Consider the following 24173-nt stretch of genomic DNA (forward strand, 5'->3'; position numbering starts at 1 on the left):
TATTTGAACAATACATTAAAGGCGCGCTGTTATTCAGGGCGCCTTTTTTGTTTATGAGTAAATACAATTGAAACTTGTTTGCGTATTTTTAACGCTGTAAACTGATAAGTTATGGAAAGCCTGGCACCCAATATTTTTGTTAATGATATGAAGGCAACTATTGCCTTTTATAAGATTTTAGGCTTTAACATTACCCTATCTGTGCCCGAAAGCGGCGACGAGCTGGTTTGGGCAATGATGGCTAACGGCAGCGTTACCATGATGTTTCAAACATTTGAAAGCCTGGCTGGCGAACTTCCGGAGGTATCGCGCACGGATGGAGGCTCGCTGTTGTTGTATATCAATTTAAAAAACATAAGGCAGTTTTTTGAAGATATAAAAGATAAGGTAACCGTTTTAAAAGGCCTGGAAACCACGTTTTACGGAGCCACAGAGTTTTCAATAAAAGATAACAACGGATACGTACTTACATTTGCCGAACATGAATAATCCGCTGATATATAAACGTACCGACCATATTAATATATGCGTGCCTGTTGAGCGCCTGGAAGAGGCGCGGCTGTTTTACATAAACGTTATGGGCCTTACTCAAAAAGAGCGCCCCGATGTTTTTGATGTACCCGGGCACTGGTTTACCTGGGCGGATATTGAGCTGCATATAGGTATTGAGCCGGTATCGCCCCGCTCCGCAAGGCATACCGCCTTTGAAGTGACTGATATAGCCGCATCACGTAGCTGGCTGGAGCATAACGGTATTAAATTATACGAAGAGCCATTAATCCCCGGCCGCGCCCGTTTTACGTTTTATGATCCGTTTGGGAATAGGTTGGAGCTGTTGGAGTATGTGAAGTAGTCTGTGCGCCAAATCGCCCTGGTCATGCTGAACTTGTTTCAGCATCCCATCAAACAACGCCAGCCGGTCCCGTGAGGTGCTGAAACAAGTTCAGCATGACTTTGACGTTAGTACCCGCATTTTTGTACATTTGCCGCATGGCTGTAATTAAACCATCAGTACCCAAAGGCACCCGCGATTTTTCTCCGCTGGAGATGGGGCGTCGCAATTTCATATTCGATACCATTAAAAGTGTTTTCCGTAAATACGGCTATCAGCAGATAGAAACCCCGTCTATGGAAAACCTGAGCACTTTAACAGGTAAATATGGCGATGAAGGGGATAAGCTGATGTTTAAAATTTTGAACAGCGGGGATTTTTGGGGAGAAGCAGAAAGCAGAAAGCAGAAAGTTGAAAGCTTTGAGTTTTCTTCTAAGGCTCTTACACCCGTTATCTCAGAAAAAGCCCTCCGTTATGATCTTACCGTTCCTTTCGCCCGTTACGTTGTACAGCATCAAAACGAGATAACTTTCCCTTTCAAACGTTTCCAGGTGCAACCCGTTTGGCGCGCAGACAGGCCGCAAAAGGGCCGCTACCGCGAGTTTTTTCAGTGTGATGCTGATGTGGTAGGGTCTGATTCGCTGCTTAACGAAGCGGAGTTTGTAATGATTTACGATGAGGCCTTAAGCCGCCTGGGATTAAAGGATTTTACCGTCAAGGTCAATAATAGAAAAATTCTATCAGGAATAGCAGAGATTATAGATAAAGCTGATAACATAGTTGACCTTACTGTCGCTATTGATAAGTTGGACAAAATAGGTTTAGATGGCGTTACCAAAGAGCTGCTGGAACGTGGCTTTACGCAGGCTGATATTGACCGCATTAAACCTATTATTTTGCTGGATGGAAGCAATGAAGAAAAGCTGCGCCAACTGCGCGAAGTATTGGCGGCATCTGCCATTGGCTTAAAAGGCTGCGATGAAATAGAACAGGTTTTTAGTTATCTTAAACTCTGCCAACTGCAAACCGCAACCTGCGAACTGGACATAACCCTTGCCCGGGGCCTTAATTATTATACCGGTGCTATTTTCGAAGTGAAAACCAACGAGGTGCAAATGGGCAGCATTGGCGGAGGCGGCAGGTATGATGACCTTACCGGTATGTTCGGGTTGAAAGGCCTAACCGGTGCAGGTATATCTTTCGGTGCCGACAGGATCTATGACGTAATGGAAGAGCTTGGCCTTTTCCCTGAAGATGCCGGTCAGGCATCGCAGGTTTTAATATGCTGCTTTGACAAAGACGGCGAGCTGTACGCCCTGCCCCTGCTGCAGCGACTTAGGGCGGAAAACATTAGTGCCGAACTTTACCCGGCCGGAGCTAAGATCAAAAAACAGTTAGATTACGCCAATAGCAAACATATCCCTCACGTAATTTTAATAGGCAGCGACGAAATGCAAAGCGGCTTGCTTACTGTTAAAGATATGCTTACCGGTACGCAGCACAAACTATCGGCAGGTGAAATTGTAGCTAAATTTTCCTGAAATTTGCCCTGATGGTATTCAGGCTTAATGATGATATGGTGTTCCCGCCAACTGAACTTGCAGAGCCTGATGGCTTGCTGGCGGTGGGTGGAGACCTTTCCATTGAGCGCCTTAAACTGGCCTATCAAAGCGGCATCTTCCCCTGGTATAGCCACGATACGCCCATTTTGTGGTATGCGCCCCATGAGCGTTTTGTGCTTTTTCCGGATGAATTGCGGGTGAGTAAATCCATGCAGAAAACTTTAAAGCAAGGCCTGTTTGAGGTAACACGCAATAAAGCCTTTGCCGATGTTATCAGCGCCTGCTCACAAATAACCAGGCCCGGGCAAGATGGCACATGGATAACCGGTGATATGAAGGCTGCCTATTTAAAACTGCATAAAGAAGGCTTGGCACAGTCGGTTGAAGTTTGGCAGAATAATGAATTGGTTGGCGGTGCGTACGGTGTTGAAGTTGGCAATGTTTTTTGTGGCGAAAGCATGTTTAGCAAGGTAAGCAATGCATCAAAAGTGGCTTTGATAACTTTGTGCCAAACGCAAGAGTATAAACTGATAGATTGCCAGGTTCATACGGAGCACCTGGAATCAATGGGCGCACGAATGATTGGTCGGGATGAATATATGGAGATATTGGCGGGATAGTGCGGAGTGATTATTTATCTTTACCCAAGTTCAGCAATGACAGAAAAGAATAAATATGCAGCAAGTCATAAAAGAGCGTATAATTTTAGGCATTGACCCCGGTACGGCTGTTATGGGTTACGGACTGGTAAAACAGACCGGCTCAAAAACAGAGCTGATAAGTATGGGCGTGGTTAAAATGGACAAGATTGACGACCATATGCTAAAACTGCAACGCATTTTTGAAAAAACAGTTGCACTTATTGATAGCTATAAGCCGGATTGCCTGGCCATTGAGGCGCCGTTTTACGGCAAAAACATACAGGTTATGTTAAAGCTGGGGCGTGCGCAGGGAGTAGCCATGGCAGCAGCCTTGTCCAGAAATATTGATGTAACCGAATATTCTCCCAGAAAAATAAAACAGTCTATTACCGGCAACGGTAACGCTACAAAAGAGCAGGTTGCAGGCATGCTGCAACGCCTGTTGAACTTTACCGAAACGCCCGATTTTTTAGATGCTACGGATGGTTTGGCTGTGGCTGTTTGTCACTCGTTCCAAAATGTTGCAACAGGTAAGGGGGGGACCATAAAAAATTACTCGGGTTGGGAAAATTTTGTGAAGGATAACGCCAAGCGAGTAGTGAAATGATTATTGATGTGCATATCTGCACACTTACAACGCCTTTCTTATCTTATCAGCTATAGCTTGAAACTCTTCGGGGGTGAATTTTAATTTTGGGCGGGTAAAATCCATATCGCGCATTCCGTTTAGCGGAATAAGGTGAACGTGCGCATGTGGTACTTCTAATCCTAAAACAGTGACGCCAATACGGTCGCAGGTAAAAACCTTTTTCATTGCAGCAGCTACTATTTTAGCGAAGAGCATTAAGCCCGTATAGGTCTCATCATCCAGATCAAACAAACGGTCGACCTCTTTTTTGGGTATCACCAATAAATGCCCTTCAACAAGTGGGTTAATATCTAAAAATGCCAGAAAATCATTGCTCTCAGCTACCTTGTAAGCCGGTATATCGCCTGCTACTATTTTTGAAAAGATACTTGCCATGTTTAATGAGTGAATTAGCGAATGAGTGATTGAGTGATTGAGTGATTGAGAGAATAAGAAACTTGATAGGTTAGCTGATCCACCCAGTTCATTATGTATTGGTGCGTGATTGAATGAATTAGCAAGAAACAATCACTCATTCGCTAATTCACTCAATCACGCATTAACAAATACTATCTGCTTATCTCCAATACCTCAAATTCCATCTTCCCGGCAGGTACAATGATCTCAGCAATTTGCCCTACTGATTTGCCTAAAAGGCCTTTTGCTATTGGTGATGTAACAGAGATTTTTCCTGATTTCATGTCAGCTTCGCTCTCGGCTACCAATTGGTAACTCATAGTAGCACCGCTTTTAACGTTTTTTATTTTAACAACTGATAGTGCCAATACTTTTGAAACATCCAGCTTTGATTCATCCAGAATACGTGCCGACGCTAATGTTTCCTGCATCTGTGCTATTTTGGCTTCATGTAAACCCTGTGCTTCTTTAGCGGCATCATATTCTGCATTCTCAGATAAGTCACCTTTATCGCGTGCCTCGGCTATCGCGTTAGATATAGCTGAGCGACCGGTGGTTTTCAGTTCCTGTAATTCCTGTTTTAATTTCTCTAAACCTTCTTTGGTAAAGTATGCTACCTCTGCCATAACTCACGTATAATATTGTTATTAAAAATTGCCAAAAAAAACCGCCCTCCCTGCTTAAAGAAGGACGAGTTGTTATAAAAAACAAACAAGACTATGCAGGTATGCCCGTATAGTCTTGCTTTTGTATTAAACGAAGATAAGCGATTTGGGTTTTAATATCCAAATTTTTTGTTGTGTTGTTCTTGAAGATTGGTGATTGATATTTAAAGATTGGTGATTGAAGATTAAAGATTGATGCGAGGAAGGTTAAAGATTGATATTTGAAGATTGGTGATTCAAGATTAAAGATTGGTGATATGAAGAATTAAAAAAAGATTAGCTTCTGTTATTGAAAATTAGCGAACCATTCAGCTCTTTAATACTATGGATAAGTGCCGCGCGACAGATCCTAATCTTCAATCTTCAACCACCAATCTTCAATAGCCAATCTTCAGCAACCAATCTTCAGCAATCAATAATTAATCTTTAAAAGCCAGCTTCAGCTTGCCTGCCATTACCTCGCTTATCCTTCTGTAAGAGTCAAACGTCCATCCGGCAACGTGTGGGGTTAGTATTACCTTGCCGCTACGCGTCAATTCCTCAAACCAGCTTTGTTCGGCCAAGGCAGGGAATTTCTCTGTTTCCAGCACGTCTAGTCCGGCAGCTAAAACTTTGCCCTGCTTAATTGCATTGAGTATTGCCTGCACTTTGGCCACACCGCCACGCGCGGTATTGATAAAAAATATAGGCTTTTTAAAATGGAACAGGTATTCATCGTCTACCAGCCCTTTGGTTTCGCTGGTAAGCGGTATATGCAGACTCAAAACATCACTATGCTTTACAATTTCTTCCATACTAACTTCCCGGGCGTATTTATCGCTAAAGCCTGTTTTATATTTATCGTAAGCAATAACGTTTACTTCAAAGCCACTTAGCTTTTTAGCAAAGCTGCGGCCCATAAAGCCATAACCAATAATGCCTATTGTTTTGCCTTTTAATTCGTGCCCGCGGTTGCCTTCGCGGTCCCACTTGCCGGCGCGTATTTCCTCATTGGCGGTGTTAAAATTATTCATCAAAGACAGTAAAAGGCCCACCGCATGTTCGCCAACAGCATCCATATTACCTTCTGACGCGTTGATCAATACAATATTTTTTTCCTTAGCGTAACCCTCGTCAATATTATCCATGCCTGCACCGGCACGGCAGACAAAACGCAGGTTAATAGCCGCATCAAAAACCCTTTTATCAACATTAAACTTAGAGCGGATAACCAAACCGGCGTAGCTGCCAATAATTTGAAGCGCTTCGTCTAACTTGATTGTCGGCTGGTAGTCGCACACGTAGCCCATTGCTTCAACCTGTTCTATAAAAATGGGGTGTATATCGTCAACAATAAGTATGGTGTTATTCTTCTTCATTTGTATTACTATCGGTGTTAAATAACAAAGCCATTTTCGTTTAGGCCCACTTTGCTAACGGGTTTGGATTTGGCATGATAAAAAAGGCAGGTCCAGCCTTCGTTGGCGGCTTTAGTGCCATAAATTTCTCGCAGTTCCATCGCTTTCCGGCCGTCGTAATCATACTTGGCAATAAATTTCCTTATCAATTGTTCGGGTTCGGGAAGTTCGTCGCCACCAAAAAAACACTTGTCTTCACCCTCTTCCAGCCAGAAAACCTGGTGATAAGGACTGTGACCGCCCGAATGTTCATATTTTATGCCCGGTTTAAATTCGCCATCTCCCTCAACAAAGGTTAAAGTAGCCGAGCGCTGCAGTACATCAAATATTTCTGTATGATAAGAGTCTGAAACCTTGGTATACGCCGTCTCCCATTCCTGACGGTTAATAACATGTTCAGCACCAGGAAAGCTGGGCTCCAGCTTACCGTCGCGTTCAACAACCAGGCCGCCGGAGTGATCATAATGCAGATGAGACATTAAAACCAACGTAACATCGTCAGGATCAAAACCGGCTTTACGGATGTTTTTATGCAGTATCAGCTCGCCGTCTTCATCTTTGTAACCCAAACCTGAGTCAAGCAATATCAAATCTGTTGAAGTTTTTACCAAAAACGGGTTAACGTGTATAAATAGCGACCCCGGGCGGTCGCGGTAGTTATGCTTTTGAGGATCAAATGGGATGAATTTTTTTGATGCATCCACCGAATAGGAACCCTCACTTAATGCGAATATTTTCATGCGTGTTAATGTGCAGATATGCGAAGGTGCAGATGTGCAATATTTTTACTGTTATTATGTTTGTTAAATACTTGTTTTAAAATGAGTAACGATTTAAAAGTCTGCACATCTGCACATTTGCATATCTGCACATCTAAAAAATCTGCACATTTAAATTATATTTACTGTTTTAAGCAACAAAGATATGAATAAACGGTGGTCGATTAAGGATGTTCCGGCGGTTGATAACGTAAATCGTTTAGCTGCCGAACTTAACATCGACCCGGTTTTAAGCGCCTTGTTGTTGCAACGCGGGGTGAATACCTTTGAAGAGGCCAGGTTTTTCTTCCGCCCGGACATTCGCCACTTGCACGATCCTTTTTTAATGAAGGATATGGAGCGGGCCATTGAGCGGATTGAACACGCCATTATCAATAAGGAAAAAGTACTTATATATGGCGATTATGACGTGGATGGTACCACGTCAGTTGCAGTTGTGTACAGTTTTTTTAAACAGTACCATAGCTATATTGAGTACTATATCCCCGATAGGTATAAAGAAGGATACGGTATCTCCCAGCAGGGGATTGACTATGCTGCACAACATGGTTTTACCTTAATAATTGCGCTGGACTGCGGGATAAAATCTGTTGATAAAATTGCTTACGCCAACTCATTAGGAGTTGATTTTGTGATATGCGACCACCATACCCCCGGCGATGAACTGCCCGAGGCGATTGCCGTATTAGACCCAAAACGCCGCGATTGTAATTATCCTTACAAAGAGCTTTCGGGTTGCGGCATTGGTTTTAAGCTGATACAGGCCTTTGCCGAAAAGAATGACATCGATTTTGAAAAGGTTGCCCGCTATGCCGATCTGGTGGCTGTGAGCATAGCTTGCGATATTGTACCTATTACCGGCGAGAACCGTACACTGGCTTATTTTGGTTTACAAAAACTAAACAGCGAACCGTGCATAGGCCTTAAAACTTTAATGGGTGTAGCGGGTAAAAGCATTAGCTACACTATATCTGACATTGTTTTTCTGTTGGGCCCACGCATTAACGCGGCGGGGCGTATTGATGATGCTAAACATGCCGTGGAGCTATTGATAGCTTGCAACGAAGCTGACGCGCAGTTAAAGGGCGACCTGATCAACATTAAAAATACGGAGCGAAAAGAACACGATCTGTCTATTACCGACCAGGCGCTGGAAATGATAGGGAGTGACGATGTATTGATTGGGCGTAAATCTACCGTTGTGTTTAATGAGAATTGGCATAAAGGCGTGATAGGCATTGTAGCGTCAAGACTTACCGAGAAATATTACCGTCCAACGGTAGTTTTAACGCAATCAAATGGCCATGTGGCGGGTTCTGCACGTTCTGTTTTTGGGTATGATCTTTATGAAGCACTTTGCGAATGCAGCGACCTTTTAATCCAGTTTGGAGGGCATAAATACGCGGCGGGTTTAACCATGCACCCAGACAATGTACCTGCTTTTATAGATAAGTTTGAAGAAGTGGTGAGCGCCAGTATTACCAGCGAGCAACTGATACAACAAATACCAATAGATGCCGAATTACGTTTAGAGCAGATAGAACCTAAATTTTTTAGGATATTGAACCAGTTTGCCCCATTTGGGCCCGAAAATATGGCGCCGGTGTTCATCAGCAAAAATGTGTATGTTAGCGGTAGCCCGGCCATTGTGGGCAGTAATCATATAAAAATGACGGTGATGCAACCCGGGTCTGCACATTTTGATTGCATAGCCTTTAATCATGGCGAATATGCATCGCAAATAAAAAAGGATGTACCTTTTGATATTTGCTATGCGATTGAAGAAAACGTTTGGCGCGAAAAGCGAACCATACAATTAAATATAAAGGGAATTAGAATGTTGTAAGTTATATGTTATGAGTTGTAGGTGTTGACTATTTACAACTTATAACATACAACTTACAACTAAAGCAACACAATGATACTAAGAGCAGAGCATTTAATAAAAAAGTATAAGCAGCGTACTGTTGTAAACGATGTTTCTTTTAACGTGGAGCAGGGGGAGATTGTGGGTTTACTGGGGCCGAACGGGGCGGGTAAAACAACATCGTTCTACATGATTGTTGGTTTGATAAAACCTAACGAGGGTAACATCTTTTTGGATGATCAAAACATCACTACTGATCCTATGTACCGCCGTGCGCAAAAAGGCATTGGCTACCTGGCTCAGGAAGCATCAGTTTTTAGGAAGCTAACTGTTGAAGATAATATTAAGGCAGTGCTGGAGATGGGTAAGCTGCCAAAAGATGTGCAGGAAGAAAAGCTGGAAACCCTGATAGATGAGTTTAGCTTGCATAAAGTGCGCCGCAACCGCGGCGACCTGCTATCCGGCGGTGAACGCCGCCGCACGGAGATAGCACGCGCACTTGCTGCTGAACCTAATTTTATTTTGTTGGATGAACCTTTTGCCGGTGTTGACCCCATAGCGGTTGAAGAAATTCAATCTATGGTGGCTAAGCTAAAATACCGTAATATTGGTATATTGATAACCGACCATAACGTGCAGGAAACACTGTCAATAACAGACAGGGCTTATCTGCTGTTTGAGGGTAAGATACTGGAAAGCGGCGTACCCGAAGTTTTAGCGGAGAATGAAATGGTGCGAAAGGTATACCTTGGAGCCAACTTTGTTTTAAAGCGGAAAAACTTTTCGGCCGATGGGCAGAAAGTAAGTCAATAATTATAAACCAATTGTATGACCATTTTTAACTCTGTTTTTACGTGGTTCATGAAAAAGCGTATCCACCAGATAGAGCTTTTTATGAAGTATCCTAACGAGGTACAGGAGGAGTGGTTTGAACAACTGATAACGCGTGCCGAGAACACCGAGTGGGGTAAAAAGCACCACTATAAAAGTATCACCAACCTTACAGAGTTTAAGGAGCGCGTACCCATACAAACTTATGATACGTTAAAGCCCTACATAGAGCGCATGCTGCAAGGCGAGCAAAATGTGCTGTGGCCATCAGAGATAAGATGGTTTGCCAAGTCATCGGGTACAACAAACGACAGGAGCAAATTTATCCCCGTGAGCGAAGACGCCCTGGAAGAATGTCATTTTAAAGGCGGCAGGGACCTGCTCACTATTTATTTCAATAATCGCCCGGATGCCAAGATGTTTACGGGTAAAATCCTTACGCTTGGCGGCAGTCATCAAATAAGTCAGCTGAGCCCGGATACCTCTTTTGGCGATCTGTCTGCAGTACTGATGAAGAACCTGCCGCTATGGGCCGAGTTTCATCGCACGCCTGATCTGGATATTGCCCTGCTGGAAAACTTTGAAGAGAAAATAGAGCGTATGGCCCACGCTACCAAAGATGTTAATGTTACCAGCATAAGCGGTGTGCCTACCTGGAACCTGCTTTTATTTAAACGCATATTAGAGATAACCGGAAAAAAAAACCTGCTGGAAGTATGGCCCAACCTGGAGATGTATTTCCACGGCGCGGTTAATTTTACCCCTTACCGCGAGCAGTTTAAAAAGCTCATTCCTGATGATAACATGTACTATCTGGAAAATTACAACGCATCAGAAGGATTCTTCGGCATTCAGGACACCAAAGAACCCGGCGAAATGCTGCTAATGCTGGATTATGGCGTTTTTTACGAGTTTTTGCCCTTAGAAAATCTGCACGATGAACACCCGCATACGCTAACGTTGGATGAAGTGGAGCTGGATAAAAACTATGCGCTTATCATCAGTACCAATGCGGGGCTTTGGCGCTACATGATAGGTGATACCATTAAATTCACCTCGCTTGATCCTTTCCGGATACAAATAACCGGGCGCACCAAACATTTTATAAACGCCTTTGGCGAAGAGATAATTATAGACAACGCCGAGCGTGCCCTGGCAGAAGCCTGTGCCCAAACAGGTGCCATAATTCGCGACTACACCGCGGCCCCCGTTTACTTTAACGGCGATGAGTGCGGTGCCCACGAATGGCTGATAGAGTTTGAAAAGCGCCCTTTAGAGTTTGAACGCTTTGTTGATATTATGGACGAAACCCTGCGCCGCGTAAACTCTGACTACGACGCTAAGCGCTTTAAAGATATGGCCCTGCGCCGCCCGATAGTGCGTAACGTGCCGAAAGATACTTTCTTTAACTGGATGCGCGACAGGGGCAAATTAGGCGGGCAGCATAAAGTACCGCGCCTGGCTAATAACCGCGAATATGTTGATGCTATTTTGAAGGTGGTGGAGTTGGTGGGGTAGTTTTATTTCGGATTTCGGATTTTCGATTTTTTGACCAACTATTTTATTGCAAAGTGTAGCCGTATACAGGTATACACTATTTTTAATTGATATACACCTGATTATGCAAGTAGTTGATTTATAAAGTTTTATTTAGTTGCTTCGCATCTTTATTTATACAAAAACGCTTGAAAATGGCCAATACAACCCGTGGTTGTATACGCTCTGCCTGTCAATTTTGCTCCGTAGGAGCTACCTGTTTGTAGAAAATACCAATAGTTTAAATTAAGCTCCGTAGGTGCTTCCCTTAGCAAACATTTCATTGTTCCCATCTCAGTACATTATCCTTATCTTGCATAATAATGAGCACCTCACCCTTTAACCGCCCTATACGTGTACTTGTTGCCAAAGTAGGCCTTGACGGGCATGATCGTGGCGCACGCATTATAGCTACATCATTGCGCGATGCGGGTATGGAGGTGATCTACACCGGTTTACGGCAAACTGCCGAGATGGTGGTAAATACAGCCTTGCAGGAGGATGTGGATGCTATCGGCATATCTATTCTTTCCGGCGCGCACATGACGGTTTTTCCGAAGATCATCAAACTGGTAAAGGAAAAAGGAATGGATGATGTACTGATAACGGGGGGTGGCATTATTCCTGAAGACGACCGGGCAGCGCTGAAGGAATTGGGCGTTGGCGAACTTTTCCCGCCCGGAACCAGCACGCATGATATAGTTGAATACATTACCCAATGGGTGCATCAGCATCGTAATTTTTAATTAAGATGAGCTACAATAACCTACTTACTGAACAGAAGGAGCGCATACTACATATCACTATAAACCGCGAGAGCAAAATGAACGCCCTTAACGCGGAAACATTGCGCGAGCTTAATGCCGTTTTTACCGCTGCCTTTGCCGACAACGGCGTTGGCGGTATTATTATTACCGGGGCGGGAGCTAAAGCCTTTGTTGCCGGGGCAGATATAAGTGAGCTGGAAGGTTTGGATAAAGCAGGCGCAGAAGCAATGGCCCGCAACGCGCATAACAATGTCTTCAACTTAATTGAAAACGGCAGCAAACCGGTTATCGCGGCCGTTAATGGTTTTGCCTTAGGCGGCGGATTGGAACTGGCTATGGCATGCCATATCCGCGTAGCTTCTGAGAATGCCAAAATGGGCCTGCCAGAAGTTACCTTAGGGCTGATACCCGGCTACGGCGGCACACAACGCTTAACGCGCCTTATAGGCAAAGGCAAAGCTTTTGAAATGATAATGACCGCCGACATGATGACCGCAGACCAAGCTCAGTTTTTTGGCCTGGTTAATCATGTAGTTAGCCAGGATGAACTGTTGGCTAAAGCGGAGGATATTATGCAAAAGATGTTAACCAGGGCTCCACTAGCCATCGCATCAGCAATAACAGCCATAAATGCGGCCGGCAGCGCGGAAGGCTTTGAGACTGAAATAAACGGGTTTGCCAATTGCTTTGACACTGAAGACAGACTTGAAGGTGTTTCCGCTTTTTTGCAAAAGCGGAAACCTGAGTTTAAGGGGAAGTAAGCATCGTTAAAGATTAGCTTTTATAAGCGGTTCAATCATAGGATGATTAATACGCTCGCTTGATAAAAGCACCTTGCCTGTTCCATCCATTAAAATAAATGTTGGATAACCGAATACTCCTAAACTTTTGGCAAAAGCGGAGCCATTATACAGTATCTTATATTGGGGTCGCTCGCGTTTATAAAAAGCGTCTATCTCTTGCTTTTTATCATACGCGTTTATGCTGATCAATTGAAATTTGTCGCCACCATACTTAGCCTGTAATTCTTTAAGTACCGGCAAAGATTCTATACAGTGGCCGCAATTCATTATCCAAAAATCAAAAAGAATTAGCTTGCCTTTTAAGCCATCGCCTTTAAAAACAGGATTTGCTTTTTGGGTATATTCAGGTAAGCTCCAATCCAAAGGCATTTTAGAACCCGCGGCGATCAAGGGGGAGCGTGCTTCTTTTTTCTCTGGCTTGTATTCGTTTTGATAGGTGCTGTAATACCAGCTATACTCATCGGGTTTAACAGGATTAGTGTTTATATCGCTAAAGACAGTCTTTGTGTTGTAACCCTCTTTGGATAGGCTGTTACTATTTAATACCTGATAGGGCAACCAGGTAGCAGGATCTATAATTACTTTGTAGTAAACGGTTACATCCTTTGTGAATTGCATCAGATCTACCGCGTACGAAAGCGTTTTTTTGAACATATCCATTTGTACCAGCTTATAGGTTTTGTTGTTGATAACTGTGTCCCTTTGCGTTTTAATAATACCGTCGTTAGCTGTAATTTGGTTTGCCGCGTTACGCAAGGTTTGCAGAGAATTCTGAAACAATGAACGATTAGAGAATAAGCGTTGACTAGCCTGTTCGGTTAGCGAGTAGGTTTTGCTGGCCTTGTTTAAAGTAAATAATTCTGTTCCGTTGAATATTGAAATGATCTTATCTGATTCTATTCTGAATTTAGAAATAGTTTGTTCATCATCATAGTTAAAATCCAGGTAACAGGTCGCCATCAGCGTATCGTAAGAGTTGTCTTTGATGTTATTGGTCTCGTGCTTATACGTATAAGCAATAGATTTAAGCGATGCTAATTTATTCGTCATGGCGAGCCATGCTTCGGGGGCCTTGCCTGCCTGGGCATTTGCATTATTAATTACATAGCAACAGAAAAGGAAATACAAAAAGGCTTTTTTCATAATTTTTGTTGGTTTTCTTTACAAGACCTCCTTGAGCGTTAAATGGTTACAGCATTTTTAACATTGGCGCTGTTTTACCGGAAGCTTCAGTTGAGTTATATGTAAAAAATGGGACGAAGATATTCCCGTTGGAGATAATCATAAGAGCAAATAGAGAATCTGGCTCGAGCAGACGCAATTATATCCAAAACAAAAGGCCCTTCATTACGAAGGGCCTTTATAATTCTAGTAAGCTTACAACCTACGTTAACCTCTACATTTTCGTGAGCTTCAACAATGTGGTGTACTTTAATATTGTTATATTATTAACACTAAATGGATACTATATGCAGCTATATAATAATGATAAATATTTACGTATTTTTATACAAACACTCATCCTGAACCATTTATGAAAGTTAAAATAGGATTGATTGCAATTGCCATTGCAATAATTGTTATGCTTGCAAAGCACTACCTGGTTAACCAACAATCACCTATCGCATGGCTTTCGTTTGCCACAGTTTTGCTGCTGGTGATAGGTTTATTGTTGGTGATACCATTTAATTTAATCCCATTTATAATTTTCGACAATCATGAATGGATAGCAAATGATAGCTCCGTTAAACTAGTTAAAAAATTACGTTTAAGAGCAGTATTATTCAACAATATATCGGTTATAGTCTTCATTGCAACCTTACTTGTCATTATAGCGGGGTTTTACGTTTTAATTCATCCTGTAGATTCTGTAAAAGTTGTAGATCCAGCAAATGTGATAACTGTTCGAGTTAGCGCGACTGCTATATTGATCTTTTTGGTGCAAATTCTTTTTCGCGCTTTTAAATATCTGTTGCGAGTGGCTGCATTTTATAACGGTAAAGCAGACGCGTTGGAGTTTCATGCCATTAAGCCGGAGACAGAATTAGATAAAATTATGGATATGTTTACACCAGATAAATATGATATAAGCGATCTGGGATCTCCATCACTTTTTGATAAACTCCCAGGAAAATGAAGCGTAAATTTAATATTATAAGAAGTGGCTTTTGCTGTTCTTTATAGAATATTGGATTTGTTACCATCAGAAAATGGAATAAGTCATCTGGCAAAGTAAACGGTAAAAAAGAAAGCCGCCTTTCAACAAGGCGGCTTTCATTATTTTATCTTATTTATTTACAACTTACGCTTAACTTCTACATTTTCGTAAGCTTCAACAATGTCGCCTACCTCAATATTATTAAAGTTATTGATGTTCAAACCGCACTCGTAACCTGTAGCAACTTCTTTAACATCATCTTTATAACGTTTTAACGAAGCTAGTTCGCCGGTGTAAATAACTACACCTTCGCGCACTATGCGGATCTTGCTGTTACGGGTGATCTTGCCATCCAATACCATACAACCTGCAATAGTACCCACCTTGCTGATCTTGAAGGTTTCGCGGATCTCAACGTTAGCAACAATTTTCTCTTCGTACTCAGGCGCAAGCATGCCTTCCATCGCCGCTTTTATCTCGTTGATAGCATCGTAAATGATGGAGTATAACCTGATATCTATCTGCTCCTGCTCTGCCAGTTTACGTGCACCGCCTGAAGGGCGAACCTGGAAACCGATGATGATCGCGTCAGAAGCCGAAGCTAATAATACGTCTGACTCAGAGATCTGCCCAACCGCTTTTGATACAATGTTTACCTGGATCTGCTCAGTTGAAAGTTTCAATAATGAATCGGATAATGCTTCGATAGAACCATCCACGTCACCTTTAACAATCAGGTTAAGCTCCTTAAAGTTACCAACTGCCAAACGGCGGCCAATTTCATCAAGGGTAATGTGTTTCTGTGTGCGTAAGCCTTGTTCGCGTTGTAACTGCATACGTTTGTTTGCAATTTCGCGCGCTTCAACTTCGCTTTCTAACGCGTTAAATTTATCGCCCGCTGTTGGTGCGCCCTGCATACCCAAAACCTGTACCGGTGTTGATGGTCCTGCAGATTCAACCCGCTGGCCACGCTCATTGGTCAGTGCCTTAACACGACCGCTGTAGCAGCCTGCTAATATCGGATCGCCCACTTTAAGGCGGCCTGATTGTACTAATATCGTGGTAACAATACCACGGCCTTTATCTAAAGCGGCTTCAATTACTGTACCTACAGCACGTTTGTTAGGATTAGCTTTAAGCTCTAACAATTCAGCTTCAAGCAATATTTTCTCTAAAAGCAGCTCAATATTTAAGCCTGATTTAGCTGAGATTTCTTGTGTTTGGTATTTACCGCCCCATTCTTCAACCAAAATATTCATGGCAGACAGTTGCTCACGTATTTTATCAGCATTAGCCCCTGGCCTGTCTATTTTGTTAAAGGCAAAGATGATAGGGGCACCTGCAGCCTGCGCGTGGTTTATGGCCTCGCGGGTTTGCGGCATCACGCTATCGTCTGCAGCAATAACTATAATTACAATATCTGTAACCTGTGCACCCCTTGCACGCATGGCGGTAAACGCCTCGTGACCCGGTGTATCCAGGAATGTTATTTTGCCTTTATCTCCCGGAAGGGTTACCTCATAAGCACCAATGTGCTGGGTTATACCACCTGCTTCGCCGCCTATTACGTTGGTTTTGCGTATAAAGTCAAGCAATGATGTTTTACCGTGGTCAACGTGGCCCATTATGGTTACAATAGGCGCGCGTGGTATTAGATCTTCCGGTTCATCTTCCTGATCAAGGTTGGCTTCTTCATCCTGTGGCTTAACAAACTCCACTTTGTAGCCAAATTCCTCGGCAACAATGCTTAATGTTTCAGCGTCAAGCCTTTGGTTGATAGACACGAACATACCCAGGCTCATACAGGTTGAAATGATCTGCGTTACCTGTACGTCCATCATTATAGCCAGCTCATTTGCCGTAACAAACTCTGTAACTTTCAGCACTCTTGATTGTGCTTCCTGCTCCATTGCCAGTTCATCAGCATTTGCGGCTACATCATCACGTTTTTGACGGCGGAACTTAGCACGCTGAGCAAATTTACCAGATTTACCTGCGCCGCTTAAACGGGCAAGTGTGGCCTTTATTTGGTCTTGTATGTCTTTTTCAGTCGGTTCTTCTTTCGGCGTAGAAGGTGTAGCATTCCGGTTCCTGAAATCAGGGCGACCTACACCACCACCTTGACCACCCGGCCTGTTATTTCTAAAGTCCGGGCGATTATTATTGTTGTTGTTATTTCCTTGTCCGCCACCCTGGTTAGTACCTGGTGTGCCTGTACCTTGTTGCGGGTTAGGGCCGCCCTCTTTACGCTTCCGTTTACGTTTGTGGTCGGCATTGGTGTTTGACGACGATGCCACCGGATTACGCTTAGGCTCGTTAACGGGCAGGGTAATTCTACCTACAATGTTTGGTCCGCTAAGGCGTTCTGCTTTAGCACGAATAACTTCATTATCTTCACTGGCCGCTTCTGCCTGGGGTTCAGGTGTAGCAGCTGGTTTTTGCGTTGGTGCAGGCGCAGCCGGGGCTTTTTCAGCAACGGGTGCAACAGCCGGAGGTGCTTCTGCCACAGGTGGTTTTACCACTTCTGGCTCCGCCGGCTTAGCAGCTTCGAGCTGTGCAACAGGTTTCACTTCTTCTGCCACAGGTTTTTCAACTTGTGGTTCAGGCTTATTTTCAGTTACCGGAGGTTTTGCGTGTAAGTTGTTCAAATCTATTTTGCCAACCACCTTTACACCAGGAAGTGCATCCTGATTTTGGCTTTCCGGGCGTTCTGCAGCAGGTGCTGCGGGTGCCGGTGCCGGCTTAGGTTGAGCCGCAGGAGCGTTAAACTGCCCCGCATTTTTAATAAGGATCTCCTCATTTTCAAAATCACCACGCGAACGGCGTACCTCAGGCTGTTTATCGGCAGGAAACCCTGCGTCCTCCTTCCTGATCTTGCCTATGCTGATCTGTTTGGCTTCTTCCTTAATACTTTTGTCAACAGCAAACTCTTTCAAAAGGGCACTGTACATGTCATTGCTAAGCTTAGCCATTGGCTGCTTTTCAACTTTAAAGCCTTTGCCGGCTAAAAAGTCTACAATGGTACCCATACCAATGTTGAGTTCCTTTACTGCTTTAATTAACTTAATAGATTTGTCTTCGGACATTTATTACTCTTTCTCTTGTTTTATAAGTCTTTCCCTGCTTAATAATGCAAAAATACGATTTTAATTTGGCTTATATTATTTTATTCAAACTCAGCCTTTAATATCGATAGCACATCTTTAACGGTTTCTTCTTCCAGATCTGTACGTTTAACCAGCTCATTTACTGATAGTGCCAATACTGACTTTGCAGTATCCAGGCCTATGCGTTTAAACTCGTCTAATATCCAGCTGTCAATTTCGTCTGCAAATTCTTCAATATCCACGTCCTCATCATGCTCATCAGCCTCGCGGTAAACGTCTATTTCATAGCCGGTTAACTTGCCCGCTAATTTGATGTTGTGGCCACCACGACCGATTGCCAATGATACCTGATCTGGCTTTAAATAAACCGCCGCCGTTTTTTTCTCGTCATCCAGTTTTATAGAAGTGATCTTTGCAGGCGATAAAGCACGCTGTATATATAACTGAATATTGTTAGTAAAGTTTATTACGTCGATATTTTCATTTTTCAATTCGCGTACTATACCATGTATACGTGATCCTTTCATACCCACACAGGCACCAACCGGATCGATACGGTCATCATATGATTCAACGGCAACTTTAGCACGCTCGCCCGGCTCACGAACGATCTTTTTAATGGTGATCAAACCGTCAAAGATCTCGGGCACTTCCAGTTCAAACAAACGCTGTAAAAACTCAGGAGCTGTACGTGATATAATGATCTTAGGGTTAGCGTTAAGCATATCTACCTTGTAAACAATGGCTTTAACACTGTCGCCTTTTTTAAAGTAATCGGCAGGGATCTGCTCAGTTTTAGGCAATAAAAGCTCGTTGCCTTCATCATCTAATACCAAAGTTTCTTTTTTCCAAACCTGGTATACTTCACCGGTAACGATCTCGCCAACGCGGTCTTTATATTTTTTGAAGATCTCATCTTTCTCCAGTTCCAGAATTTTTGAAACCAGTGTTTGGCGGGCAGCTAAAATAGCCCTGCGGCCAAAGCTTTCTAAAGTGATCAACTCCACATAATCATCACCAACTTCCAGGTCCTCATCCAATTTTTTAGCTTCTGCTAATTCAATCTCCAGGTCGTCATCCTCGCTAAATCCGTCTTCCATAACCACACGCGTGCGCCATATCTCCAGGTCACCGTTGTCGGTGTTTACAATTACGTCGCAGTTTTCGTCTGTGCCATATTTTTTACGGATCATGCTTCTGAAAACGTCTTCCAGCACGCTCATCATTGTGGGCCTGTCAATGTTCTTGAAATCCTTAAATTCCTGAAAGGAATCGATCAAATTAATATTGCTCATTTTTCATTGAATTGTTGTTCTTTAAGGTAATGAAGCTATCATGAGCGAGTTGATTTTTGTAGCTCACGATGGTTCTTACTTAAATGATATTAAAACTTTTGTTTCGGTTATATTATCTAAAGGGATAACGCTTTCAATAATTTCAGCCTTTTTCCCTTTTTGTTTTATTTGTTCTTCTATTAATAAGGCGTCTTCTGTAAGCCCGTTCAACTTGCCTTCGCGCTTGCTGCCATCAGCCATCTTAATGGCCAGGTTGCGGCCTATATTTTTAGTGTACTGGCGCGCCATTGTTAAAGGCGTATCAATGCCCGGCGATGAAACCTCCAGGTTGTAAGCGGTTTTAATAACATCTTCCTCTTCCAGTTTAAAGCCAACATAACGGCTTATCTGTACACATTCAGCTATCCCTATCCCGCTATCGCCATCAACCAGAATAATAAGCTGACCGTTTGATAACAGGTTTGCACTTACTAAAAACAGGTCGGGGCGTTCAATCTCGGTTATCTTCTCAGCAACAAGTTCGGCAACCCTTTTTTCAATATTCATATTCTGCCACACTAATATCCCGCATCAACTTTATGCAGTAAATGCGCGAATAAAAAATTATTGTTAACTAAAAAGAGGGGGCAAACGGCCCCCTCTTTTTTTATTCGATGCAAATATAATAATTAATATTTGATTATCAATACCATTAGGGTGTAAATGTAAGGTCTGTATAGGCTGTGGCGCCTTTTTGGTTATTGTTTTTGATGTAATCCCAGGCCTCTTTCCCGGTAGAGTGATCATAGTAGCGTAAAAAGTAGGGTTGGTGTGGTTTAAACGCGGTGTCGGGTTGAAAAAACAGGGTGCCTTTGTTTACCCAATAGTTACCCGGCTGCTCATTCTGGTAATCTTTCATATCGGTATCAACGGGCATGCGGTAAACCGGGAAAACACTTTGCCAATTGGCAATACTATCCCGGGCAATGTCATTTAATATAACCGAGTCGAGGCCGCTTATGGCCAGTATGCTTTTTTTTGCCACCAGTTCCGCCTTTATTTTAACGGGTTGGGGCTTGCTGCAACCGAAATAAAGTAATAACAGTAGGGGATATATTTTTTTCATCTGATTGTGATAGTGTAATATTACTAATTTTATGGCATGCAATTAACCGGAAATAACTTTGTGTTGAGGCGCTGGCGGGCTAACGATGCCAACTCGCTTCAGAAGCATGCTAATGACAGAAGCGTATCTGCTACCCTGTTAGACCGGTTTCCCTACCCCTACACTATTACCGATGCGGAGTATTTTATCAGCATAAAAATAATTGAAGAGCCCATTACCAATTTTGCCATTGATATAAACGGCGAAGTTGTGGGTGTAATAAGTGTTGATATGCGGGAAGATATTTACCGCAAAACCCCTTTGTTGGGTTACTGGATAACCCCGGCTCATCGAGGCAAGGGGATAATTACCGAAGCTGTCGAATTGATTACCAACTACGCATTTACGCATCTGGATATTGTTTGCATACAGGCCAATACACTTGGTAATAACCCGGCATCAATGCGGGTGTTGGAGAAAGCAGGTTTTATTAAACAGGGTATATTGCCCAGATCGGTTGTAAAGGATGGGGAAATTTTGGATGAGCATTTGTTTACGCTGCACCCGCTTTAGGTATATTTAAAACAAAAGCCGTCAAAATCAAATTGATCTAATATGCTGCCTTTATTAACCGCCCAACAGATCCGCCAGGCCGACGCTTATACTATAGCCAATGAACCCATAAGTTCTGTTGATTTGATGGAGCGCGCATCCAAAGCATTTGTAGGTTGGTTTGTAAATCATTTTCCGGATAAAAAGCAGGGTATCGCCGTTTACTGCGGTACAGGTAACAACGGTGGCGATGGTTTAGCTATAGCACGTATATTATTTGAACATGGCTATGTTAACCTGAATGTTAAAGTAGCGCGTTATGCCGAAAAAACTACGCCTGATTTTGATGTTAATTTGCAACGACTCCAGAAGTCAGCAATTAACATTTTAGAGCTTTTGCCAGGCGTTGACTTTGCCGGCGAGACTGCTTCAGTTATTATTGACGCTTTATTGGGCAGCGGACTGAACAAGCCGCTTAAGGGCGATTATGAACGGCTCGCGAAGTTCATCAATAGCTTATCAGCTAATGTGGTGGCTGTTGATATCCCTACAGGTTTTTTTGCTGATGGTGAGATAACACCAGATGCAACGGTGATAAAGGCGGATGTGGTTATTACCTTTCAGCAGCCCAAGATCAATTTCTTGCTGCCCGAATCCGCGCCCTACATACATTGCTGGAAGGCAGTAAATATCGGCCTCGACGAAAAGTTTACTAATTCGCTTAACTCACCTTATCAGTTTGTTGAAGAAAAAGATGCAAAAGCGATCATTAAACCACGTACGCAATTCAGCAACAAAGGAACTTATGGCCATGCTTTAATTATAGCCGGCGAACCTGAAACTATGGGTGCAGCTTTATTAAGTGCTTCGGCTTGTTTGTTTACGGGTGCGGGCCTTACAACTGCCTGCATCCCGCAAAGCGGTTTGGTTGCGTTGAACAGCGCACAGCCGGAGATAATGGCTATTATTCGTGAAGAAAACCAAGCCCCCAAAATTGATTGGGATAAGTATAACGCCATTGGCATTGGACCAGGGCTGGGCAAAAAGGATAACGCGCTTAAGTTACTCGCAGAAACACTTGAGCATTTTAACAAGCCCATTGTTGTGGATGCGGACGCGCTTAATTTATTAGCAGAAACTCCTCACCTGTTAAATAAACTGCCCGCAGGAAGCGTTTTAACGCCGCATATGAAGGAGTTTGACAGGCTGTTTGGCCAACATGCTAACTGGTGGCAACGCATGCAAACGGCAAGTGCCAAAGCAGCCGAATTGAATATCAATATTATTTTGAAGAACGATTATACGCTTATAGCCACAGCGAAGGGGCGTGTTTATTTCAATTCTACAGGTAATCCTGCCATGGCTACGGGCGGTATGGGCGATGTTTTAACCGGTATAGTAACATCCCTTTTGGCGCAAAAATATCAGCCCGAAGATGCGTGTATATTAGGTGTTTATATTCATGGTAAAGCAGGTGATGACCTGGCCTTACCTAATCGCGCCAATGTGGTTATGCCAACTCAGGTAATACAAAGGCTGCCGGCAACAATGTCAAAATTAATGGCATAAAAAAAACGGATGCGAGTATCACACATCCGTTTCTCTAAACATATTAACTGATCTTATAAAGAACTAATACTCTTTTGCTGGTATATCTATAAGACACCATTTATATACGCTTCGTTACAATAAATAGTATTTTTTTGTAAAAAAATGTGTTAAAAAGATCATTAGTAGCGGTTTGCACTTTCTTTTGGCTAATTACAGCACAGTAAGGCATAAAAATTACACGCAAAATGATTTTTTTGACAATTTTTTGCCAAAAGCCAGAAAAAGGAACTGATTTTTAATTAAAAAAGAGAGGGTCAGAACTGACCGATAACCATCATTTCGCTCATGGTGGGGTTAACACTGCCGCCGCGGGGCTCAAGCGTTACGGCAAATGCTACGGCTTGTTCAACGGGTTTCATAGGCTTCATGTCTGTAGCGTCAGCATTGCTTTTGTCAAATACGCCCAGATCAACAGGCTTGCCATTAACAATGGCCCACAACTGGTATTGGTGCGACTGATCATTGTCTGGCAATTGCATGCCAACCATGTCTATCATCACCTTCTTTTTAACAGGGCTCCAGACCACCGTCATTTGTGCTGAGGGCATTTTGGGTGTTCCCTTTAACTTCAGTAATTTAAAGGTAGAGTCCCTGAAAACGCCAAGCTCTTCATCTATATGGTTGATGGTTTTACTGAACTTTGTGTTTTGTGAATTAAGCACGATCAACTGTTGATTGCTGTTTTGCAGTTTATTATACGTGCTATATAAGGCAACCAGGCTGCCAATTAACAGCGTAATACTGGCTGCAAAGGCATACTTATAAAAATTACCGGTTGAGCGCTCAGGGAGCGAAACTACTTTTGTTTCAACGTCGGGTTTTTTTGAGCGGAAGGTACTGTCGTCGGCAAAATTGGTAACCAGGCTGTTCAATACTTTATACCTGTGTTGCTCTGCGGGTTCAACGGCATTCTCGGCGGCATAAAGCTCAAGCGCGGCTTCTATATCGCGCAACTCCGTCTTTACAGCCGGATAAGCAGCAGCCATTTGCTCTACCTGTTCGCGCTCTTCGGGGTTTCCATCCCCCAAAACATACAACTCAAGTATTCCAGATTCAATATATGCTTTTGTATCGTCCAACTAAGCGTTAATTAAAGTATTTCCTCAGCTCAATTATTGCCGTTCTTAAGCGGGTTTTTATGGTGCCTAATGGTATGCCTAATTCTTCGGCAGCTTCCACATGGGTGTATCCCTTAAAATAAACCAGATCAAGAATAGCCTGCTGCTCCGGTTTTAACGTTTGCACCATTTCTTTTATTCCAAGCAGCTCGGGTTTGTAAACCGTATTGCGCTGTTCGTCTATAAAAGTTACGTTATTTTCTATCTCCTGGTTTTTGTTCTGATTTTTAAAATCCTTGGAGCGAAGCTTGTCTATTGACAAATTGCGGGCAATATTTACCATCCATGTAAACAAACGGCCCTTATCAGGGCTGTAGGCAGCAAAGGAATGCCATATTTTTACAAAGGTTTCCTGTAGAACATCTTCGGCAGTAGGGGTATCATTAATTATGCGGGAAATTACGCCATATAACGAGGCCGAGTACATATCGTACAATGCCTCGATAGCTATTTTTTCGCGGTTTTGTAAGGCCAAAACCAGCTGTTCTTCTGATAGGGATATTTTGCTTTTTCTACTCAACGG

At 43.0% G+C, this 24173-nt stretch carries 24 protein-coding genes; 13 read left to right on the top strand and 11 right to left on the bottom strand.

The genetic code is table 11. The features are described from left to right. Nucleotides 1-111 precede the first annotated feature (111 nt). From ACFQZS_RS12670 to ruvC, 5 genes are all read left to right on the top strand, one after another. Nucleotides 112-489: a VOC family protein gene (locus tag ACFQZS_RS12670; protein WP_377100770.1), complete on the top strand. Its 378-nt coding sequence runs from the start codon at nucleotides 112-114 to the stop codon at nucleotides 487-489. Then, a complete protein-coding gene (locus tag ACFQZS_RS12675; protein ID WP_377100772.1) occupies nucleotides 482-853 on the top strand; it encodes a VOC family protein in 372 nt (123 codons plus the stop codon). Before ACFQZS_RS12670 ends, ACFQZS_RS12675 begins: the two co-directional genes overlap by 8 nt. 137 nt (nucleotides 854-990) lie before the next feature. Continuing rightward, a complete protein-coding gene (gene hisS, locus ACFQZS_RS12680; protein WP_377100774.1) occupies nucleotides 991-2373 on the top strand; it encodes a histidine--tRNA ligase in 1383 nt (460 codons plus the stop codon). Between the two features lie 11 nt (nucleotides 2374-2384). After that, entirely contained in the window at nucleotides 2385-3014 is a 630-nt protein-coding gene (gene aat / locus ACFQZS_RS12685; RefSeq protein WP_377100776.1) for a leucyl/phenylalanyl-tRNA--protein transferase, read from the top strand. A 55-nt stretch (nucleotides 3015-3069) separates the two neighbouring features. Beyond that, complete coding sequence (gene ruvC / locus ACFQZS_RS12690) at nucleotides 3070-3642, top strand: crossover junction endodeoxyribonuclease RuvC (RefSeq protein ID WP_377100778.1); 573 nt, start codon at nucleotides 3070-3072, stop codon at nucleotides 3640-3642. A 24-nt stretch (nucleotides 3643-3666) separates the two neighbouring features. Here ruvC and ACFQZS_RS12695 read toward each other — a convergent pair whose 3' ends face one another. From ACFQZS_RS12695 to ACFQZS_RS12710, 4 genes are all read right to left on the bottom strand, one after another. Further along, nucleotides 3667-4059: an HIT family protein gene (locus ACFQZS_RS12695; protein WP_377100780.1), complete on the bottom strand. Its 393-nt coding sequence runs from the start codon at nucleotides 4057-4059 to the stop codon at nucleotides 3667-3669. Nucleotides 4060-4232: 173 nt separating this feature from the next. After that, nucleotides 4233-4706 (bottom strand): transcription elongation factor GreA, encoded by a 474-nt coding sequence (gene greA, locus ACFQZS_RS12700; protein WP_377100782.1) that lies wholly within the window; start codon nucleotides 4704-4706, stop codon nucleotides 4233-4235. Nucleotides 4707-5164: 458 nt separating this feature from the next. Continuing rightward, nucleotides 5165-6103, bottom strand: coding sequence for an NAD(P)-dependent oxidoreductase (locus ACFQZS_RS12705; RefSeq protein WP_377100784.1), 939 nt, complete (start codon nucleotides 6101-6103; stop codon nucleotides 5165-5167). A 17-nt stretch (nucleotides 6104-6120) separates the two neighbouring features. Continuing rightward, the gene (locus ACFQZS_RS12710; RefSeq protein ID WP_377100786.1) at nucleotides 6121-6882 is read right to left on the bottom strand and encodes an MBL fold metallo-hydrolase; all 762 of its coding nucleotides are present in this window, start codon (nucleotides 6880-6882) and stop codon (nucleotides 6121-6123) included. A 184-nt stretch (nucleotides 6883-7066) separates the two neighbouring features. On the opposite strand from ACFQZS_RS12710, the gene recJ reads away from it, so the two are divergent. From recJ to ACFQZS_RS12735, 5 genes are all read left to right on the top strand, one after another. Then, nucleotides 7067-8767 carry a single-stranded-DNA-specific exonuclease RecJ gene (gene recJ / locus ACFQZS_RS12715; protein WP_377100788.1) on the top strand — a complete coding sequence of 567 codons (1701 nt, stop codon included), beginning with the start codon at nucleotides 7067-7069 and terminating at the stop codon, nucleotides 8765-8767. Between the two features lie 72 nt (nucleotides 8768-8839). Further along, nucleotides 8840-9601 (top strand): LPS export ABC transporter ATP-binding protein, encoded by a 762-nt coding sequence (gene lptB, locus ACFQZS_RS12720; protein WP_377100790.1) that lies wholly within the window; start codon nucleotides 8840-8842, stop codon nucleotides 9599-9601. Between the two features lie 15 nt (nucleotides 9602-9616). Continuing rightward, entirely contained in the window at nucleotides 9617-11137 is a 1521-nt protein-coding gene (locus tag ACFQZS_RS12725) for a GH3 auxin-responsive promoter family protein (RefSeq protein WP_377100792.1), read from the top strand. A gap of 341 nt (nucleotides 11138-11478) precedes the next feature. After that, entirely contained in the window at nucleotides 11479-11901 is a 423-nt protein-coding gene (locus tag ACFQZS_RS12730) for a cobalamin B12-binding domain-containing protein (RefSeq protein WP_377100794.1), read from the top strand. Between the two features lie 5 nt (nucleotides 11902-11906). Then, nucleotides 11907-12683 carry an enoyl-CoA hydratase/isomerase family protein gene (locus ACFQZS_RS12735; protein ID WP_377100796.1) on the top strand — a complete coding sequence of 259 codons (777 nt, stop codon included), beginning with the start codon at nucleotides 11907-11909 and terminating at the stop codon, nucleotides 12681-12683. Between the two features lie 6 nt (nucleotides 12684-12689). On the opposite strand, the gene ACFQZS_RS12740 is transcribed toward ACFQZS_RS12735, so the two are convergent. Next, complete coding sequence (locus ACFQZS_RS12740; RefSeq protein WP_377100797.1) at nucleotides 12690-13868, bottom strand: TlpA family protein disulfide reductase; 1179 nt, start codon at nucleotides 13866-13868, stop codon at nucleotides 12690-12692. Nucleotides 13869-14259: 391 nt separating this feature from the next. Here ACFQZS_RS12740 and ACFQZS_RS12745 point away from each other — a divergent pair, with 391 nt between their 5' ends. Then, on the top strand, nucleotides 14260-14862 hold the full coding sequence (locus ACFQZS_RS12745) for a hypothetical protein (RefSeq protein ID WP_377100799.1): 603 nt from the start codon (nucleotides 14260-14262) through the stop codon (nucleotides 14860-14862). Nucleotides 14863-15020: 158 nt separating this feature from the next. Here the strand turns inward: ACFQZS_RS12745 and infB are convergent, their stop codons facing one another. From infB to ACFQZS_RS12765, 4 genes are all read right to left on the bottom strand, one after another. Further along, a complete protein-coding gene (gene infB / locus ACFQZS_RS12750; RefSeq protein WP_377100801.1) occupies nucleotides 15021-17969 on the bottom strand; it encodes a translation initiation factor IF-2 in 2949 nt (982 codons plus the stop codon). Nucleotides 17970-18049: 80 nt separating this feature from the next. Continuing rightward, nucleotides 18050-19285, bottom strand: a complete 1236-nt coding sequence (nusA, locus tag ACFQZS_RS12755) for a transcription termination factor NusA (RefSeq protein WP_377100803.1) — start codon at nucleotides 19283-19285, stop codon at nucleotides 18050-18052. Between the two features lie 75 nt (nucleotides 19286-19360). Beyond that, on the bottom strand, nucleotides 19361-19831 hold the full coding sequence (locus ACFQZS_RS12760; RefSeq protein WP_377100805.1) for a ribosome maturation factor RimP: 471 nt from the start codon (nucleotides 19829-19831) through the stop codon (nucleotides 19361-19363). A 145-nt stretch (nucleotides 19832-19976) separates the two neighbouring features. Further along, entirely contained in the window at nucleotides 19977-20390 is a 414-nt protein-coding gene (locus tag ACFQZS_RS12765) for a hypothetical protein (protein WP_377100807.1), read from the bottom strand. 36 nt (nucleotides 20391-20426) lie between these two features. On the opposite strand from ACFQZS_RS12765, the gene ACFQZS_RS12770 reads away from it, so the two are divergent. Continuing rightward, complete coding sequence (locus ACFQZS_RS12770; protein ID WP_377100809.1) at nucleotides 20427-20942, top strand: GNAT family N-acetyltransferase; 516 nt, start codon at nucleotides 20427-20429, stop codon at nucleotides 20940-20942. Between the two features lie 42 nt (nucleotides 20943-20984). Then, nucleotides 20985-22490 carry an NAD(P)H-hydrate dehydratase gene (locus ACFQZS_RS12775; RefSeq protein WP_377100811.1) on the top strand — a complete coding sequence of 502 codons (1506 nt, stop codon included), beginning with the start codon at nucleotides 20985-20987 and terminating at the stop codon, nucleotides 22488-22490. A gap of 296 nt (nucleotides 22491-22786) precedes the next feature. Here ACFQZS_RS12775 and ACFQZS_RS12780 read toward each other — a convergent pair whose 3' ends face one another. Then, nucleotides 22787-23611, bottom strand: a complete 825-nt coding sequence (locus tag ACFQZS_RS12780) for an anti-sigma factor (RefSeq protein ID WP_377100813.1) — start codon at nucleotides 23609-23611, stop codon at nucleotides 22787-22789. A 7-nt stretch (nucleotides 23612-23618) separates the two neighbouring features. Further along, entirely contained in the window at nucleotides 23619-24170 is a 552-nt protein-coding gene (locus ACFQZS_RS12785; protein ID WP_377100815.1) for an RNA polymerase sigma factor, read from the bottom strand. Between the last annotated feature and the right edge of the window lie 3 nt (nucleotides 24171-24173).

Source organism: Mucilaginibacter calamicampi (genome assembly GCF_042676765.1).
GTDB lineage: Bacteria > Bacteroidota > Bacteroidia > Sphingobacteriales > Sphingobacteriaceae > Mucilaginibacter > Mucilaginibacter calamicampi.